Origin of the sequence: Pedobacter panaciterrae (assembly GCF_013204795.1) — a bacterium.
Taxonomy (GTDB): domain Bacteria; phylum Bacteroidota; class Bacteroidia; order Sphingobacteriales; family Sphingobacteriaceae; genus Pedobacter; species Pedobacter panaciterrae.
Map to the genome: position 1 here is coordinate 63,842 of NZ_JABMKW010000018.1, position 20,152 is coordinate 83,993.

13 protein-coding genes are annotated in these 20,152 nt (G+C 39.4%); 7 read left to right on the forward strand and 6 right to left on the reverse strand.

The window, feature by feature from the left end; translation table 11 throughout:
* Window positions 1-102: 102 nt before the first annotated feature.
* The 7 genes from accC to HQN86_RS16000 all read left to right on the forward strand — a co-directional run bounded on the left by accC (window position 103) and on the right by HQN86_RS16000 (window position 8,908).
* Window positions 103-1,443, forward strand: coding sequence for an acetyl-CoA carboxylase biotin carboxylase subunit (accC, locus tag HQN86_RS15970; RefSeq protein WP_172661931.1), 1,341 nt, complete (start codon window positions 103-105; stop codon window positions 1,441-1,443).
* An 81-nt stretch (window positions 1,444-1,524) separates the two neighbouring features.
* Window positions 1,525-2,409 (forward strand): twin-arginine translocase subunit TatC, encoded by an 885-nt coding sequence (tatC, locus tag HQN86_RS15975; RefSeq protein ID WP_172661932.1) that lies wholly within the window; start codon window positions 1,525-1,527, stop codon window positions 2,407-2,409.
* A 56-nt stretch (window positions 2,410-2,465) separates the two neighbouring features.
* Window positions 2,466-2,888 carry a ribose 5-phosphate isomerase B gene (rpiB, locus tag HQN86_RS15980; RefSeq protein ID WP_216854433.1) on the forward strand — a complete coding sequence of 141 codons (423 nt, stop codon included), beginning with the start codon at window positions 2,466-2,468 and terminating at the stop codon, window positions 2,886-2,888.
* A gap of 46 nt (window positions 2,889-2,934) precedes the next feature.
* The gene (locus HQN86_RS15985) at window positions 2,935-4,533 is read left to right on the forward strand and encodes a M28 family peptidase (RefSeq protein WP_172661934.1); all 1,599 of its coding nucleotides are present in this window, start codon (window positions 2,935-2,937) and stop codon (window positions 4,531-4,533) included.
* A 144-nt stretch (window positions 4,534-4,677) separates the two neighbouring features.
* Window positions 4,678-6,066: a LutB/LldF family L-lactate oxidation iron-sulfur protein gene (locus tag HQN86_RS15990; RefSeq protein ID WP_172661935.1), complete on the forward strand. Its 1,389-nt coding sequence runs from the start codon at window positions 4,678-4,680 to the stop codon at window positions 6,064-6,066.
* A 2-nt stretch (window positions 6,067-6,068) separates the two neighbouring features.
* Window positions 6,069-8,045, forward strand: a complete 1,977-nt coding sequence (locus tag HQN86_RS15995; protein ID WP_172661936.1) for an alpha-ketoacid dehydrogenase subunit alpha/beta — start codon at window positions 6,069-6,071, stop codon at window positions 8,043-8,045.
* A 53-nt stretch (window positions 8,046-8,098) separates the two neighbouring features.
* Window positions 8,099-8,908, forward strand: coding sequence for a hypothetical protein (locus tag HQN86_RS16000; protein ID WP_172661937.1), 810 nt, complete (start codon window positions 8,099-8,101; stop codon window positions 8,906-8,908).
* Here the strand turns inward: HQN86_RS16000 and HQN86_RS16005 are convergent.
* From HQN86_RS16005 to sov, 6 genes are all read right to left on the reverse strand, one after another.
* Entirely contained in the window at window positions 8,857-9,441 is a 585-nt protein-coding gene (locus HQN86_RS16005) for a SprT-like domain-containing protein (RefSeq protein WP_172662414.1), read from the reverse strand. The two genes, HQN86_RS16000 and HQN86_RS16005, sit on opposite strands and share 52 nt — an antisense overlap.
* Before the next feature lie 49 nt (window positions 9,442-9,490).
* Entirely contained in the window at window positions 9,491-11,605 is a 2,115-nt protein-coding gene (gene feoB, locus HQN86_RS16010) for a ferrous iron transport protein B (RefSeq protein ID WP_172661938.1), read from the reverse strand.
* A 5-nt stretch (window positions 11,606-11,610) separates the two neighbouring features.
* Window positions 11,611-11,826 (reverse strand): FeoA family protein, encoded by a 216-nt coding sequence (locus tag HQN86_RS16015; RefSeq protein WP_048903622.1) that lies wholly within the window; start codon window positions 11,824-11,826, stop codon window positions 11,611-11,613.
* 235 nt (window positions 11,827-12,061) lie between these two features.
* Window positions 12,062-12,466, reverse strand: coding sequence for a VanZ family protein (locus tag HQN86_RS16020; protein ID WP_172661939.1), 405 nt, complete (start codon window positions 12,464-12,466; stop codon window positions 12,062-12,064).
* A gap of 3 nt (window positions 12,467-12,469) precedes the next feature.
* Entirely contained in the window at window positions 12,470-12,850 is a 381-nt protein-coding gene (gene gcvH / locus HQN86_RS16025; protein WP_172661940.1) for a glycine cleavage system protein GcvH, read from the reverse strand.
* Window positions 12,851-12,948: 98 nt separating this feature from the next.
* Window positions 12,949-20,121, reverse strand: a complete 7,173-nt coding sequence (sov, locus tag HQN86_RS16030) for a T9SS outer membrane translocon Sov/SprA (RefSeq protein WP_449580846.1) — start codon at window positions 20,119-20,121, stop codon at window positions 12,949-12,951.
* Window positions 20,122-20,152 lie beyond the last annotated feature (31 nt).

A 20,152-nucleotide genomic window follows, 5' to 3' on the forward strand; every position in this document is an offset into this window, starting at 1 on the left:
ATATTCAAAATAGATCCTGAAATAAACTGCGTAGCATTCTTGAAGACAAAAAATCAATAAATACTACTCCTGAAATTTCAGGATGACGAAAAGGAAAAATATATGTTTAAGAAAATATTAATTGCCAACAGGGGCGAAATCGCATTGCGAATTATTCGCACCTGTAAAGAAATGGGCATTAAAACGGTAGCTGTTTACTCTACTGCTGACAGGGAAAGCTTACATGTACGCTTTGCTGATGAAGCTGTTTGTATAGGGCCGCCACCAAGTAAAGATTCTTACCTGAGTATTCCTAACATTATATCTGCTGCTGAATTAACAAATGCAGATGCAATTCACCCAGGTTACGGATTTCTATCTGAGAATGCTAAATTCTCTTCCGTTTGCCGTGATTACGGTATTAAATTTATTGGAGCAACACCTGAACAAATCAACTCTATGGGCGACAAAGCGTCGGCTAAAGAGACCATGAAAAAAGCAGGCGTTCCTACTATTCCCGGATCTGAAGGTTTACTTGAAAGTGTTAAAGAAGGTATAAAAATTGCCAACGGCATGGGTTATCCGGTTATCCTGAAAGCAACTGCCGGTGGTGGTGGTCGTGGAATGCGCGTGGTATGGAAAGATGAAGAGTTCGAAAATGCATGGGATAGCGCCAGACAAGAATCGGGTGCTGCTTTTGGAAACGATGGATTATATTTAGAAAAATACATCGAAGACCCACGTCATATCGAGATCCAGATCATTGGTGATCAGTATGGCAAAGCTTGCCATTTATCTGAACGCGATTGTTCAATACAACGTCGTCACCAGAAACTTGTTGAAGAAGCCCCATCTCCTTTCATGACTCCTGAGTTAAGAGAGAAAATGGGCGAAGCTGCTATCAAAGGGGCAATCGCTGTTCAATACGAAGGTGCCGGTACAATTGAATTCCTGGTTGACAAACACCGCAACTTCTATTTTATGGAGATGAATACCCGTATTCAGGTTGAGCATCCGGTAACTGAAGAAGTAATCAACTACGATTTGATCAAAGAACAAATTAAAGTGGCTTCAGGTGTTCCTATTTCTGGCAAAAACTATATGCCTGATATGCACGCAATTGAATGCAGGATTAATGCGGAAGATCCTTTTAACAACTTCAGACCTTGTCCAGGTAAAATAACCAACTTCCACTCTCCCGGTGGTCATGGTGTAAGGGTTGATACGCATGTTTATGCTGGTTATCAAATTCCTTCTAACTACGACTCTATGATTGCTAAATTAATTTGTGTTGCACAAACACGCGAGGAAGCAATTAGTACGATGGAGCGTGCATTAAGTGAGTTTGTAATTGAAGGTGTAAAAACTACGATACCTTTTCACTTAAAATTGATGAAAGATCCTAACTTTAGAGCTGGTAATTTTACCACGAAGTTTATGGAAACCTTCGAATTTTCAGAATAGAAAAAACTATTTATAAGATTTAAAACGTAAATACCATTCTGAATAAAATAGAATGGTATTTTTGTTTTACAAATAACGTACATGAGTGATACTAAAAAAAGGGACCTTATTGGTGCTATAAAAGAAAAAGGGAAAACATTAGAAGCGGAAATGTCTTTCTTTGACCACATTGACGTACTTAGAAAGCATTTATTGCGCGCATTAGCCATTGTTCTGGTACTTACCATTGGGGCATTTTACTATACTGATTTTATTTTCAACACGATCATTATGGGCCCAAAAAACCCCAGCTTTTGGACCTATCGTATGATGTGTAAGCTGGTAGAGCGCTTTCCTTCTATAGGTCCGGAGTTCTGTATTACAAAAATTGATGCAAAAATCATCAATACAGAGATGGCCGGACAGTTCACACTCCAGCTGAATTCATGTGTAATGGTAGGTATCATATTGGGTATCCCCTATCTCCTGTTTGAACTTTGGTTATTTGTAAAACCAGCACTGCACGAGAACGAAAGAAAATCTGCAAGTGGCTTTGTAGCTTTTGCTTCATTCCTGTTTTTCTTAGGTATACTATTTGGGTATTACATCATCTGCCCTTTATCCATCAACTTCCTAACTAATTTTACAGTAAGTCCTGAGATTCAAAATACCTTTACAATTGACTCTTATCTTTCGTCAGTAATGACCTTAACGCTTGGTTCCGGAGTAATTTTCCAGTTACCGGTCATCATCTATATCTTATCAAAATTAGGTATAATGACTCCGGCATTTATGCGGGCAAGCAGAAGATACTCAACTGTTCTTATTTTAATAATAGCAGCTGTAGTTACACCAACTGCCGATCCATACACAATGCTAATTGTAGCACTGCCATTATTCTTGCTTTATGAATTGAGTATCTTTATATCTGCAAATATAGAGAAGAAAAGAAATAAAGATATTTATGGTGTGGCCAAGGTAAAATAGGCTTAATACAATATTTAATTAAATAACAAAGTTTTAAAATGTCAATAGATAAAAAAATGAAAATTGCAATAGGCGCAGATCACGCAGGTTTTGAATATAAAGAGCTATTAAAATCCTACCTAACTGATTATGAAGTTAAAGACTTTGGAACTTATTCAAGCCAATCTGTTGATTACCCTGATTTTGCACACCCTGTAGCATCAGCAGTCGAAAGTGGCGAGTATACCTTTGGCATTTTAGTATGCGGAAGCGCAAATGGTGTGGCAATTACTGCAAACAAGCATCAGCAAATAAGAGCAGCGATTTGCTGGCTCAATGAACTTGCCGCTCTTGCAAGACAACACAACAATGCAAATGTTTTGTGCATTCCTGCCAGATTTGTTTCAGAAGATCTTGCAAAGGAAATGGCAACAACCTTCATCAATACACCTTTTGAAGGCGGCAGGCATGGTGTAAGGGTTGGAAAAATGTCCTGCTAAAAACCAATCGAAATAAAGAGAACCTAAGAAATTTAATCCGGCCGAGATGAAAAAGCAGCTTTTATATTCAAGTTTTTTATTACTTATTGGCTGTACTGCAGTGGCACAAAATAAAGATGCCATAAAATTCAGTCAGACCATCAATAAAGATAATGCTTCCAAACATCTGTCAATATTGGCATCCGATGAATACGAAGGTAGAGAAACTGGGAAAAAAGGTGGTTGGATGGCGGCCGAATACATTAAAAACCACTTTAAAACCATTGGTTTAAAAGGTCCTGTATCCGGAGATTACTTTCAGCCAGTTGACATAGTTTCGTTTGGTCTTTCACAAATAGTAACAGTAGATGGTCAACCGGCCGAACCTTTAACTGATTTTTTCATTATGCCCAAAACCGTTTCGACCAAAGGTTTTGCTTTTAATGCCAACAGCATATTATTTGCCGGCTATGGGCTAACAAAAGATGATTACAACGATTATGCTGGCCAAACAGTAGCCGGAAAGGTAGTAATGATCTTTAAATCAGGAGAACCCGGATCTCCCGCCCCTACTGCATCTATAAGAAATTCCAGCGCTTTAAATGCCAAACTTAAATATCTGACAGCGCAAAAGGCACAGGCAGTTCTGCTTATTGACCCTATTGTTGATAATATGCCTGACAATTTAAAAGGCTATCTGCAATCGGAAGAAATGGCATTAAAGAATAAGGAAACGATGGACCGTCAGGATGTTCCTCAAACTATGCCCGTTATCACAATAGGGACTTCACTTGCAAATAAAATTCTTGCCGGAGCCAGCACAAACATCGACGTACTTAAAAAGAAAATAACTGACAGTGGAAAACCTTCTCCACAAGAGATTAAAATAAGCGTGTGCGCAAGCGCAAGCAAGGTCGAGAAAAAAGTTAAATCTGAGAATGTTTTAGGTTTTTTGCCGGGTTCAGATCCCAAACTAAAGCGCGAAGTATTGATAATCACAGCCCACTACGATCACATTGGTATTACACCTGATGCCAAAGGCGATGATAAAATCAACAACGGTGCAGATGATGATGGATCTGGTACAACGGGTGTGTTGTTAATCGCCGAAGCATTTGCTAAAGCAAAGAAAGCAGGCAAAGGCCCTAAAAGAAGTATTTTATTTATGACTGTTACAGGTGAAGAAAAGGGATTACTTGGATCTGAATGGTACTCAGAAAATCCTGTCTTTCCTTTAGAAAACACCATTACAAACTTAAACATCGATATGATTGGCCGTGGCGACAAGGCACACGAAAGTGATAACAACTTCGTTTACATCATTGGTTCAGACATGCTAAGCTCAGATTTGGACAGAATTGGTAAAAAAGCCAACAAAACTTATGTGAATATCAATCTCGATGAAAAATATAATAACCGCACAGACCCTAATCAGTTCTATTATCGTTCTGATCATTATAATTTTGCCAAACATGGCATTCCGGTAATTTTCTATTTTAATGGTGTACATGATGATTACCACATGCCCGGAGATGAGGTAAGCAAGATAGATTTTCCTATGCTTGCCAAAAGAGCCAAATTGGTTTACTTTACAGCCTGGGAACTAGCCAATGGATTAAAGCGCCCGGTGGTTAATAAAAATGACGACGGCACGCCAAAGATGTAATAGTCAAATTACTTTTTTTCATGAATACTTGCATAGTTTTATCTAAGTTTGAAACTAACAAGATTCAAAACCAGGGGAAATGGTTTAAAGCCTTAAAAAGCTATATCTGAGAATTGAATAGGTAAATAAAAACAGGTGAAAACGATGGATATATCAGAGGAATTTTTGGAGAAGGCAGATGAGAAGGCCTTCGATTTAGGACATCGCAACACTATCAATCATAACATAGGCAAATATAATCTTGCTGTTGAACGCGGATTATCCAAGTTTGAAAATTTAGAGAACTCCAAAAGAAAAGCACACGTTATTAAGTGGCGCGTTATGGAGAACCTGGATAAGTTTTTACCAGAGTTCGAATCCAATTTCCAACGTAGAGGCGGTAAAGTAATTTGGGCAAACGACACCAATGAAGCCCAAAAAGAAATTCTGAATATCATTAAAAAGAATGGTGGAAAGACAGTAATTAAGTCGAAATCCATGACTACAGAAGAGATTCATTTAAATGATTTTCTTGAAAAAAATGATATTGAATCCCTAGAAAGTGATCTGGGCGAATATATAGTACAACTACTGGGGCAACCCCCATATCATATTGTGACGCCTGCAATGCATTTAAGCAAAGAGGATATTGCTAAATTATTTCATGAAAAATTTGGTACCCCTCTCGATTATACCCCTCAGCAGCTTACCCAAAAGGCTCGTGAGCTTTTAAGAGATAAATACCTGAAAGCGGATATTGGGATTAGCGGGGGAAATTTTCTAATAGCCGACACAGGAAGCATTGCTTTAACTGAAAATGAGGGTAATGCAAGGCTGTGTACAACTTTCCCTAAAATACACATTGCTATTGTGGGTATCGAGAAGATCATTCCTTCTATGGCAGATCTTGATCTTTTCTGGCCGCTTTTGGCTAGTCATGGTACGGGACAAAACCTAACCGTTTACAATACGATTCTAAGCGGTCCCAGAAGAGGTGAAGAAACTGATGGTCCGGAAGAAATGTACGTAATCTTACTTGATAACGGACGGACCAATTTACTTGCTCAAAAAGAACAGCGTCAGGGCTTATACTGCATTCGTTGCGGTGCTTGTCTCAACGCTTGCCCTGTTTATAAAAATATTGGCGGACATACTTATAATACTACTTACAGTGGCCCTATTGGCTCTATTATTACCCCGCATCTTAAAGGCATGAAAGATTTCAAGCATTTAAGCTACGCATCAAGCCTGTGCGGAAAATGCTCAGAAGTTTGTCCGGTTAAAATAGACATTCATAAAATGTTGTTGCTGAACAGACGAGACGCTGCTGCTAACCACGACAATAGTAAGGCCGAGGAAGTAGGCTGGAAAATCTGGAACGTAGGCATGTTAAAAAGATCAAGAATGGATTTCCTGAGTGGAAAAATCAAGAACTTCTTCCTTAAAAATCTATTTAGAAAAATATGGGGTAAATACCGTTCCATGCCGGTAATATCACCAAAGTCTTTTGCCAAGCAATGGGAAGAAAAAAATAAGGAATCTAAAAACCTATAAGCATGACCTTCGACCGAAAAGACAAAAGTGACAGCGCATTATTGAATTTCTATAAGCGCCTACTTTATCCAAGAATGGTCGAAGAGAAAATGCTAATCCTACTGCGCCAGGGTCGCATAGGCAAATGGTTTTCAGGAATTGGTCAGGAAGCTATTGCCGTAGGCAGTACTATGGCAATGGAAGCTCAGGAATATATCCTGCCGATGCACCGCAACCTTGGTGTATTTACAACCCGTGATATTCCTTTAAGAAAGCTAATGGCCCAATGGCAAGGCAAAATTACAGGCTTTACTAAAGGGAGAGATCGTTCCTTTCATTTTGGGACTCAGGATTATAAAATTATTGGGATGATATCCCACCTTGGCCCTCAAATGGCACTGGCTGATGGGATTGCACTTGCGGATTTAATTGAACATAAAGAGAAGGCGACTTTAGTGTTTACCGGCGAAGGGGCAACAAGCGAAGGTGATTTTCATGAAGCACTAAACGTTGCAGCGGTGTGGAACTTACCTGTGATCTTTCTTATAGAAAACAATGGCTATGGGCTCTCCACGCCTATAAATGAGCAATTCAAATGCAAAAACCTTGCAGATAAAGCTATTGGATATGGAATTGAGGGAATTCAGGTAGATGGCAACAATATCCTGGAGGTATATGATACGCTGAACTCGATAGCTACTTCTATCCGGAAATACCCAAGACCAGTCCTAATTGAATGCCTTACATTCAGAATGAGAGGACATGAAGAAGCTTCGGGAACTAAGTATATTCCGCAGGAGCTATTCGATAAATGGGCTGCAAAAGATCCGCTCAAAAACTTTGAACAGTACTTACTTGAACAAAATATTCTTACAGAGCGCTTAGTTCAGGAAATAAGGGCCTCATTCAAAACAGATATTGACCAGGAGATAGAAATTGCTTTTCGCGACCAGGAGCCCACTGCCGACATACAAACAGAACTTGACGACATGTTTTCGCCGTATTTGTTTGAAGCTACTGAACCAACCGGATTACCAAGGGAAATACGCTATTTAGATGCCATTACAGATGGACTGAGAACAGGCATGACAAAACATGAAAACCTTGTTTTGATGGGGCAGGATATTGCTGAATATGGTGGGGCTTTTAAGATTACTGATGGTTTTGTAAGGGAATTTGGAAAAGCAAGGGTTAGAAATACGCCCATCTGCGAGTCTGCTATTGTTGGTGCTGGTTTAGGGCTTTCAATAAATGGATATAAAGCTGTAGTAGAAATGCAATTTGCAGATTTTGTTACCTGCGGTTTCAATCAAATTGTCAACAACCTTGCAAAAACCCATTACCGATGGGGAGAAAAAGCTGATGTTGTGGTGCGCATGCCTACAGGAGCAGGAACTGGAGCCGGCCCTTTTCACTCTCAAAGCAATGAAGCATGGTTTACCAAAACCCCCGGATTAAAAGTTGTTTATCCGGCTTTCCCTTACGATGCCAAAGGATTGCTACTTTCCGCTATAGACGATCCGAATCCTGTAATGTATTTCGAGCATAAATATCTTTATCGTAGTTTGAGTGGCAATGTACCATCCGGATATTATAACATAGAGATTGGAAAGGCCAGTATTTTAAAACATGGAACACAACTAACTATCATAACTTATGGACTAGGGGTTCACTGGGCACTCTCTTATCTGGATGAAAATCCTGAGATTTCAGCCACTCTAGTCGACTTACGAAGTTTGCAGCCATGGGATAAAGAAACTGTTGCCACAGCAGTTAAAACAACAGGCAGAGCCCTGATCTTACATGAAGATACGTTAACCTGTGGCTTTGGCGCCGAGTTGGCTGCATGGATCTCTGAACATTGCTTTAAATACCTCGATGCTCCGGTTATGCGTTGCGCAAGTGCCGACACGGCCATACCAATGAGCAAAACGCTTGAAGATAGTTTCCTGGCAAAAAGCAGCCTCCCGGATACCGTGAAACGCCTGTTGGCTTACTAGTTTAACTTGGCATGATAATAGCCTGTTAGTTAAACACAAGCTAAGTTCATCGTATGAAATCATTATCTCTATTTTCCTTGCTCGCAATAACTGTTGTGAGTTGTAATCAGGGTCCTAAGCATCCTCAAGCCGATCTTGTTAATGCGCGTATTGGCACTCCAATGACAGAGGCTTCGATATTGCTTTATGCAGATTCCATTGATGTAACCCTCAATACTTATGAAAAGAATATCAGTCTGGTTTATCAACTGGGGCAGGCAACGATGCGTGTAGAAAAATACAGTTGGAATGGCAAACCGGTATTGTTTTCTCAGTACGAAAATGATGAAGGAATAAGCAATGAGATAAAAAAATACTATTTTAAAAATGATAGCCTGATTTTGTTGAGGGAGGGAGCCAAAATAACCAAACAGGGAACAGATGTTTTTGAGGATCATCGCACCTATCTTAGAAATAATATCCCCTTTAAAGAAGAATTCCGCAGTTCAGCCACCCTCACATCGCTTAAAGCAGAGCCTTTCCAGATCAGAAAGAAAACAGCTTCCGATCAGACAAAAGAATACAATGAAGACATAAAATTATTAAACGACGCAGTTAACGGCGCTGATAAATTTGATTTGGTTTTCGATAATGTTATATCTGCTCCGGATGAAAGGTATATTCTCTTAAAAAGTAAAATCGCCGGCGGCTATACCGCAAGCATTTTAATAAAGGATACGGACAGCTATGTGGATAGTCTGTTAAAAGACCCTTCAATTTATAAGGACAAAAAATTGAATATAAAATGGGAAGTAAGAGACAAAGAAGCCGTTTATGTACCCGTAGCGGGCAGTGTTACCTCCGCTAACGGATTAAAAAGATAAGTATTCCCGTTATCAAGACAAACACAACGATATCTTTTTCTCAGTCGCTCTCCTTTTTTAAATTGTCTTCCGTCTTTTATGCTAAATACGGTGTTTATAGGAAGCTCTTCCAGGCGGGAAACATTTAACAGCAGATCATATTTTTTCAAAGCTCTTGACAACTTCAAATCAGTACAGCTGGCGGCAGATGGGTTATTTAAATAGCTTACAATTGCAGATTGTACGTCCTCAGGAAAAATATTCTGTTCAATAAAAGGTACCATCATGCGCTTAAAATTCCGTTTCCATTCATCACCATGAGGTTTTACTTTATTTTTGTGGTCGTTCCAGGTTAGCAGATGAGCAAATTCATGAACAGTAGTTACCAGAAAAGCGTAAGCATTAAGGTCATTATTGACCGAAATCTTATGCCCGGCACCTTTAAATGGATGTCTGTAATCACCAAGCTTTGTTGCCCTGTTCTTAGAAATCTTAAATTCACATTGAAAATAATCTATCCACCGGGCTATAATTGGAGCCGCGGCAACAGGCATGTATTGTGCTAAGATATTCTCCTTTTTCACAAAGGCCAAGATAATTAAATTACTTTAAAAGTTGATAGGCGATCAGACTCGCTACATATGCCATTCCGGTCATATACACAATTTGAATAATAGGCCATTTCCAGGATTTGGTTTCTCTGAATACCACTGCCACAGTACTCATACACTGCATTGCAAAAGCATAAAATAACATCAGGGAAAATGCCGTGGCAAATGTGAATACAGGCAGGCCGGTATCCGGATCCCGCGCCCCGCGCATTTTATTGCGGATGGTAGCAACCTCCCCATCATTATCCACACTATAAATAGTAGCCATTGTACCTACAAAAGCTTCTCTGGCAGCAAAAGAGGTAATTAAAGCAATACCTATTTTCCAGTCGAATCCTAAGGGTTTAATAGCAGGTTCTATTACATGCCCTAAAATACCCGCATAAGAGTTTTCAAGCTTCTCTGCGGCCCTATCTCTTTCCAATGTGCTAATTTGCACACTATCTTTTTGCGCTTCTATAGCTGCATATTTATCATCAATTTGTTTAAACCTTTCAGATGGGCCGTACGTTGCCAATACCCAAAGGATAATAGAGATGGCAATAATCACTTTACCTGCTTCAAATACAAACGTCTTTGATTTCTCATACATGGTATAAATCACATTTGTCCATCTCGGCATTCTATACACAGGCAGCTCCATAATGAAATATGATTTCTCTTTCGCCTTTATCAGGAACTTCATCACAAAAGCTACCACGACTGCTGCCAAAATACTAATAACGTACATCCCCATAAGGGTTAAGCCTTGCAAATTGATAAAGCCCCATACCATCTTTTCTGGCACAACCAATGAAATCAATAAAGTATAAACAGGTAATCTGGCAGAGCAGCTTACCAAAGGAGCAACCATAATAGTGATGATACGATCCTTCCAGCTTTCAATATTCCTTGCACTCATGATTGATGGAACGGCACATGCCAAACTTCCAATCATAGGTACTACAGATTTACCGCTAAGCCCAAACTTTCGCATGATCTTATCCATCATAAAGGTAACTCGAGCCATATAGCCGGTATCCTCCAGTATAGATATAAAAGCAAACAGGATCGCTATTTGAGGAATAAATATCACTACACCACCTAAACCAGCCAATACACCATCTAAAAGAAGATTGGTTAAAATACCATCTGGCAGATGCTGGTGTCCGTATTCAGTAAGCCACACAAAAGCATATTCAATTAGCTCCATTGGATAAGACGACCAGGAGAAAATAGAATTAAAAATAAAAAATAGAATCCCAATGAAGATCAGAAAGCCCCAAAATTTATTGGTAAGTACCGAATCCAGTTTATCACTAAAAACAAACTTCCTTGCCGCTCCGGTATCTTCTACCACCCCACTTAAAATGGTGCTTAAATACCTGTAGCGGGCAATGGTTTCAGCTGCTTGTAACTTAGAAGATTCAAAGGTATGCTCAGCTTTTATCCGCTCAAAGGCTTCATGATCCTGAAGGGAAAATGTATTAAGATGCTCGTGCTGATGCAGTATTTGTAAGGACAGGTAATTATTTTCTGTTTTGATGCGCTGCTTAACCAAATTAATAGCCTCTGGCGCCAATACATGCATATCCGCTCCCGCTACCTGGGTAGCAATTTTTGTAGTATTATCAATAGCTTCCTTTAGCTCAGTTAAGCCCGAATTGCTCCTTGCAGAAATTGCTACTACTTGTATCCCCAGCCGTTCAGAAAGTTTATTGATGTTGATATCAATTCCTTCTTTTTTGGCCATATCGGTCATATTAAGTGCCAGAACCATTGGAACACCCAAATCGGCCACCTGCGAATAAAGCAATAAATTTCTTCGAAGGTTTGTTGCATCTGCTACCAGCACAACAATATCAGGATGACTTGAATTATTTTTATCAGCCAACACCTGAAATACGATGCTTTCGTCTTTGCTTTTTGGATACAGGCTATACGTACCAGGTAAATCAATTATTTCAGCCTGTTTATTATCGGCTAGTTTGCAATAGCCTACTTTCTTGTCAACAGTTATACCCGGAAAATTTCCAATCTTCTGATTTAATCCTGTAAGCAGGTTAAAAAGTGTAGATTTCCCAGTGTTGGGGTTACCAACTAAAGCAATTTTAATATCTTTTGCCAAAATTATTATTGAATTATAATAATAGACGCTTCGTTTTTACGCAAACAAAGTTGATATCCTGCAACGCGAATAGCTATTGGGTCACCAAGTGGCGCAAAACGTTCTACTTCTACTGTTTCACCAGGCAAGCATCCCATTTCCATTAATTTTACAGACATTTCAAGATCTGTAAACGCTACGATAGTACCTTGTTCTCCTGGATTTAACTGTGAAAGTTTCATCTATGTATAAGTGTTATTTTGAGGCGCAATTTAGACTTAATTTATAATAAATCCAAATAAGCAGGGATTTATATATAGTCATAAAAAAGCCCTTTAATAAATAAGGGGCTACTTGTTAAATTGATTCAATTACTTACGTGGATAGCTGGAATAGCTAACTTTTGGGCATTTACAACCTGGTTTAAAAATGCTGCAGCTGCTAATTAATCCTACAAACATTAACAGCATCAATAAATTAAATCGTCTTTTCATTGTAATTAGATTTGTGTAGTAAGATATAGCTAAAAACGCCCATAAAAACACCTGTCATATCACATCCAAAATCCCACCACTCTGCTGATCTGTAAGTAAAAAACTTCCATTGTAACAATTCAATACCACCTCCAAGTGCTGCTGTAATCACAATGATCTTAAATATGGTCAGAGAGCGGAAGCTATAATTATGCTGATGTTTTATTTTACCATAAAACAACAGAATAGTAAGCACATAAAAGAACCCCAAATGAACCAATTTATCAAAGCCTTCAAAAAAAAAGCCTGATCCACTGGTATCAGGCATTTTCATATTACAAAGCACTAAAATTACAATGGTCCATACAATGGCCCAGACCTGATATTTTAATTCCCCGAATTTATTCATCAATTATGCTCCTACAAGTGCCTTGTAAGCATCCGCGGTTAATAAGCCTTCAACTTCCGAAAGATCAGAAACTGCAACCTTAACCATCCATCCTTGTCCATATGGATCAGAATTTACCAGCTCTGGGTTGTCATTAAGAGCAGCATTAGTTTCTGTCACGGTAGCAGTTACTGGCATAAACAGATCTGAAACTGTTTTAACCGCTTCTACAGTACCAAATACCTCGTCTTTGCTCACTTCGTCACCTACAGTATTTATGTCGATGTACACGATGTCGCCTAGCTCACGCTGGGCAAAATCAGTAATACCGATATAAGCTTCATTACCCTCAATTCTAAGCCATTCGTGGTCTTTAGTGTACTTTAATTCTGATGGAAAATTCATTTCTCTAAATTTATTTTTTCGTAAATCTTTTACCGCTCAACACATTAAATAAGCTGCGCGCGCTCAAAGGTAATTAATATCAGTGTTTATAACAATCCTTAATTCAGAGTAATCCTTAAACTAAAACCAAAATTACTGAAAGAGGTGTTAAAGGTCTGCGAAGTATACGGCTTGGTAACGTTAGAATCATAGAATACCCGCACATTAAAACGCTGGTTAAGCACATAATCTATACTCGGCCTAAAGGTTATGTTCTGCGCTCCTGATGAAACTTCTGCCTCAGTAATATCTGCACGATAAATCACAGTCTTATTATCTCTTAATGCAATGTCCAACTTAAAATCCATATTGTTATCAGTCTTTAATCCTTTAAATAACCCAAAAGGGAATCTGAATTTATTTGTTCTGTATCCCAAACCAAAAACCATATTGTTTTCCGTTAATTGAGCGAGCTGACTGTTTGCAAGACTTAATCCCAGCAATCTCGATCGGCCATACTCAAAGTTAGCCGTCATGTTATTTTTCAATCTGGTATCCACACCAATTAGCGGGGCAAATTGTTCAGCAATAGTTACCTGAGAATACTGGAACTTAGGCAAAAAGTTTCCCCCATCAGCATCTTCTCTGCTAATTACAGATCCGTTACTTTCCTGATATCTCAATAGGGAGTTAAAACTGTTTACACTGTACACTGAACGATAAGAATGTCTGATGTCTATTGAATTAAACCGGTCCGCAAGGAAAGCAATACGGGTTAATCCACGGTAATTCAACCGCCAGTTCGGCAAAGGAATACTTGGAAGAGAGTTCAGGTTAACTGACGAGGCACTTCTGCCCGAATAAGCTGCTAAAAATGCAGAAACAACTACATCCTGGGCATTCTTATCGTAACCATCTGCATAACCATCAACCATTCCTCTTGAATTTGGGTTTTGTGCGCCCAAACGCTGCGAAATCACCTGTCTGTTGGCCATGAACTGGTTAAACAACTTAGAAACCGTACTGCCCGATTTTTCTGAGAATGAGGTGCGTAAAGAAATAAATGAAACGCTATAATCTCCGGTTGTATATGGACTTAAATTCTCAAATTCACGACTGTCTCTATCATATCTGTAGTTCGTAGAGAAATTCGATGTTCTATTCTTATTTGCAGTAAGGGTAATGGTCAAATCCCGAATGGGCTCAATTAAACTGGTAAAGCTTAAATCCTCTCGCAAGGTATTCACATAAAGCTGTGTCTGTAAAGTATCCGTAGTGAGCCATCCATTATTAACAGCCATACTTCTAATGTCACGCTGACTTCCGAACACAAAGCCCAATCCCGGAGCTCCGGTCACATCATCAATACCAAAATAATTGGTTTTAGGTAAATAACCTGGCATAAATATACCCCTGGTCTGCGTATAAGCACCTACAATATTTTTAATTCCTGTAAGTAAACCTACAAAGAACCCCGTGCCCGATTGCTTATCTGTAGTCCCGGCACCTGCCTTTCGAACAAATCCGAATTTGTTGTATAGACTGGCAAGGTTCAGATTTGGATTGATCTGAATGATCCTTGAATTCTGAATGGTATTCCCCAAATCTATAAGTGGGTTTCTAAGGGTTGATAGTGGCTCAGTCTGCCAGTTAAAGCTAGTTCCGTAACGAGTAGTTACATTTAACCAGTCCATTCCCGGAATCTTATTTAACGGTAAATTATAAGTAACATTTAAGTTGTGGGAATAGTCTGTAGTTCTACCCAGTCGCTTTAAATTCTGCCAAAGTGTGTCTCTTTTCAATCCGTCAATTCTGCCCTCGGGCTCATCAATGATAGAGTAATTGGTGGCATCAAAATCTAAAGTAAGTGAACGGGTAAAGTTCCAAGAAATACCATATACCCGGGTAACAAGGAAATTTTTATTAAACGTAGTGTTTATAGGAATGGCGTTATTAGGGTCATTGTTGCGCAGGCTGTTTTCTGAATAATACCGGTCCAGATCAATCCTAAAGTTTATGGAATTAGGCAATAAGCTAAAGTTGATCTCTTTTAATAATGCCAGCGTATTTGATTTAATGATCTTGGCAAGCGGTTCATAGCTTTTTGACTGACCGGCATAATTATAGGCCAACGATGCCCTGTAAGTCTGCTGAATATTATTCTGATTAATAAAATCCCTATGTGCAAACTTAGTATAGGCATAACTTGCGTTTAAATTTTCTACATCCCATAGCTTAGGTTTTTTATCAAGATCGGTACGTTCCTTTCTTACATTTGTAAAACTGATGCTATTACGTGTAGTATAATCTTGTGCGTAATTCAGGATCTCTTTTTTCTCTGCTTTAGTGGCCCCTTCCAACGCAGTTTTCAATTCAATATCCGGCGTTCTCGGATCATACTGCGGTGTACTTATCTGACTTGAATAACTAATAAACATGGGAATCTTTACCCCCGATTTGTTAGGTAAAAACTTGCCAAGTTCCATGCTCGAGGAGATATCAAAAAATACATTATCAGCTCTGTTTCTTTCGCTTACTCGTTTTTCCAGGGAGCCGAATCCAATCGTAGATTTACTTCCCGAAATGTTTACATCCGCAAAATCTGCCAGTTGTGCATTCATCCTTGCAGTTGCAGCCCACCCCCCTCTTTCGTCAAACTGCGTCAACCTTAATTCATTAAACCATATCACCGCATTTTTATCCAGCCCATCATCCTCACCAGGGTTTGCAGGATTCCTGAGTGGATTTTTCACACCAAGCATATAAACCCGGACTTTACTCATATCAGGCTGACCCTTTATGGTAATTGTTTTCCCATTTTCGATAAATTCATAGGGGATATTTACCGGCCATGGCTGCCCGTTAAGCATAGCTTTATTTCTGGCTATCTTGGCTTTTTGAAAAATCTCAAGTTCAATATCCAATTTATTCTGGTCCGGCCAGATGGCATAAGGATCACTTGTTCCCGGATTGGTAACCCTTAAAGGTTGTGAGTACTCGTAATAATTATCCTGATTATCAGTCCCAATTCTTAAAAAGGCACTCAGGTCATTATTATTCAGCACATTACTCCCAAGGGCTTCAAGGTGAATATACATTTCCAAGTGCTTGTATGATCTGAAATCATTAATAGCGGTTTTAAATGTAGCTCTTCCGTATCCATCCCTCAAATTTTTGATCGTTACCGCCAGCGACTGTTCATTCTGCCTGGTATCACCACGATAATTGCTGAAATCGCGTTCTCTTTCAATACCCGGAGGAACAACATATGGTATTGGGGTACGTTTTCCATTTTCTTCAATGTTCACTGTGGCTACTTCTATTGTCGAATTATCGGCTCCTATTGGTTGTAACACCGGATCAACAATTACCTGTGCAGGATCGTTATTTGCATTATACTGGCGCCATTCACCTCTTATCAATTGGATCTTTCCAAACCTTAGCACAGTGGTATCGGCATAATTGGTCAGGAACATTCTAATGAAACGAATCGACTTAAAATCCTGGATATTTCCAACCTTTTGCTGGTATTGTGCCAATGGAATTCGGATCTGATACCAGGTAACAGGTTGTGTTTGTCCATTAGCAAGTTTAACCTGCGAGGTCACCTTGTCAGTAACAAAATTTTGTCCAACCATTAAATCTCCCGGACGCATAGATACCTTATATTGAAAATACTCGTCAGACTGGGTCATGTTATTATCTCTGTTGATGTCCTCTCCATCCGGTAAAGAAGTAGAAGCTGAATTCTCTACACCAAAATCTTCCTGAGATTGTTCAGGGGTCTTAGAGTTTCCTTCAGTACCATTATATCTCTGGTAACGTTTTAAAATTCCGGCACCAGCCTGATCGAGTGCATTACTCCGATAATAGGAATAGTCATCTGATGATGGGTCATTTTCTAATTCAGCAGCAGCATCTGGATTTAACTGCCCCTTTATTTGATTAATAAGCGAGGCGAATTTGGCACGTTCATCATTATTCGACAACCCGTCCAGCCCTACATCCTGGGTTCTTCTGGCAGCTGGATCATTGTCAAATGCCTGAACCACCGGTTGCAGCTTAGGTACCCTGCCCCAATTTGTTTCATCAAATTTACTTGGATCTCCATTTGCAGGCAACCCATTTTCTAATGATTTACGTCCGTCTTTCAGAATGTCTTCTGAAATATTTCCAACATTAAAATACAAATCACCTCCGGCAGAATTTGGTTTATAAATATTTGGGTCCATAACCCATAATTCTATAAACTCTATATTCAAAGCCTCAAAATCATTGGTTTCAATTCTTCTGAACAAACCACCCCATCTCGATTTAGGATTATTTAACAGACCATTAGAACCAAATCCTGTTGGTGCATAATTATAAGGTCCTCTCACTGTCGGATAAAAAGCAACATCTAAAGTTGGCAGGGTGATAGATTGACCGGTACTTGTTTCTTTAAAAGGGAAAACCTCCTGCTCTATAATTTCGCGCACATAATGATTCGACAATTCTGTACGGTTGCTTCTTATGCTGGCAGGTAAATTACTCGCATTCCTATTGTAAAAGGTCGGGTCAATATTATAAAATGCAATACGCGCCCTATTGTAGCCGTACGCAAGGTCATTAGTCAAATTTGATTCAGGGAACAGTTGAGGGGTACCCGATAACTGCCATGCTACAGCACTTTTAAGATCTATTATTGATCTCGAGGCTTCAAAATCATCCAGGTAACTTACGCCACCTTTTTGACCTCCAAAGTTAAGCGCATTCGGGTGGCCAGGTAACAATTGGGCAAACTCTCCCGAAAAGGTAATGCTCGAAGGGGCTTTGGTAGAAAGGAAAGGTAATTTATCAACCAGCTTAGTTAAAAACCTTGAGGGTGAACTGTAATTAATATCCAGCCCCCATATGGTATTGGAAATCGGTTCCTCTCCAATGTTTACTTTTGGTGTTAGCGGTTTTTCAGAAAGGTTCATGATTGTACCTCCCAAATTCAGTTTATTATTTACTTTATAGTCCAGCCTTGCCCCAAATAACGACCGCTGCTGCAACCCAAAAAGTTCATTATTTTCTGTTGATATTCGTATCGGCTGGCCTGATATTAAAATTCCCGTATTCAATATCTTCACCCTTCCTCCCTGGTAGTCTACTGTAAAATCCACTCCTTCCTGTAAAGGAATTGTTCCGGCAAAAACCCTCACCGATCCCTCCGGCACATTGATGGCATTTAAGCTAAACTCCGAGGCAATATCGGATTGGTAACTTCCTTTAATGATATACCGGTTCTGTTTGGTAAACAATTGCTGCGCCACAACCTTGGTCGAGTCGTACAATGCAGTGTAAGTGTATTTATCAATAAAAGCTTGTTCGGTTGGTAAAAACTGACTGGCCAGATCTCTTCCAAATGGCTCAACAAGCGGAAAAATTATTCTCCCATTTAATGGATCTATAGTAATGTATCCATTTTTTGTGTTTGAAAGCACGTAGGCCGTGTTTCCATTGGTATTATTAATTGTATTGGTATTGTTAAAAGCACTATTGTTCCCAAATGTGTTTGAGGAGTTCTGATTAGAATTTGAATTAAAAGGGTTATTCTCTGCCTGGAAGTCAAAAATCCCATCCGGTTTTGCTTCATCCTGCTGATTTAAACGATCCAAACCCCCTACCTGTATCCATAACTTATCTTTTAGTGGCCGCTTAAATTCATCCAGTTTCTCACCCTCAGTAATAACTGGTCTCTCAATACCTGTTTTCTCGTCTATTCTAAAGATATCCAGCTTAAAGTTTTGTTGACTGATTTGGTATCCACCTATAGAATAAATATTTTTCATCATCAGTCCCCATGTAGGCAGGTTAACTTTAGTCGTTTCATTCTTTAATAACTTTGCGAACAAAACTTTAGGGCTCCCCTGGTCAAATGGAACATCGGTAGTGAACTCACCCACCTGATATTCTACCCCATTGTAAGTATAGCGGTACGCAACGGCAAGCACTTCGTCTGTATTCAGGGAATTATTTAAGGAGATATAGCCCAGTTTAGGATGAAAAGTAAACTCTCTTTCGGTTAGCTTTCTGGCATAAGTGAGCTTCGCGTAGTTGTCTGTGCCCTTGCTTTGCTCAAAGAAAGAAATAACTGCATTAGAGTTGGTTTGTCTCGCATCTGCCGGCAACCTATCCAACAAATTATTTGAATGCCTTGGAAACTGAGCATTCTTAAATGCCGAAGGAAGTACCGAGGTTCCTCCGGTCAGGGTAGCATTATATGGCCTGTTCTCTCCCAAATCCATAAAGGCAAGAACATCTCTGGAATCCTGAGTATTGCCGGCCTTATTGGTAACCCATACTTCTATTTTTGTAATGATAACACCCGAAGTAATGGTAGGCGGATTGGATAAGGCCTTATTGTAATTGTCCCTGAAATACTGGGCAAGGAAATAGTGTTTGTTTGCCTCGTAATTATCTGCACTGATCCTGTATTCGTTTTGCTGTGCACCATTATTAATCTGTATTTCTCTCGACTGCGATTTTTGCTGGGTAAAAACAGTATTTACGTTCAGTTTACCAAACTGCAATTGTGTTTTTATCCCAAATAGAGCTTGTGTTCCGCTAATTAAGGTGGTATTTAAAGGAAGGCTCACATTCCCGGCCTCTATTTTCTTTATAATATCATCATCACCACCCGTATAATCCAACTTAATCTGGTTCTCAAAATCGAATTGAGCTTCAGTGTTGTAGTTCATATTAACTTTCAGCTTGGTACCGATATTACCAATCACATCCATCTGGATCCGCTGGTTAAAGTCAAAATTACCCTGCACCCTCTGGCGTTCATTAAACAGGGGGTTTTCATTTCTGTTTATTCTACCCAAAAAGGTAAGCTCCGCTTCCCCCCTCGGTTGGATATTGATCGTATTCCCGCCAAATATTTTCTCGAAGGCTTTACTATTGATACTCAAACTAGGAATGATCCCGGTTCTTCTTACATCATTGATCTCCTCATTCGAAAGTGTCCTCCAGTTTTCACGCTTAATTTCACTGCTTATCAACCGCTGATATTCGGCGATGGTTAGGTATTGAGGGGCAGCTATTAACTTATCGCCCACCAGCTGTCTAATAATGTATCTTTTATTTATGGCATCATACTCAACCTCACGTTTCACATTTTCCGGTAAGGGCTTAAAGGAATTTGACAGTGGCCTTATTCCCAGCCGCTGCTTTTCTTTTAACCCGAATAAATTTCTTGACGTATCAGTGGCAGCCCGCCCAACCACTACCTGAGAGACAGCATTTTTTCCCCAAAAGAGTATAACCAAGAGGAGAGATAATATTAGCGTTAAT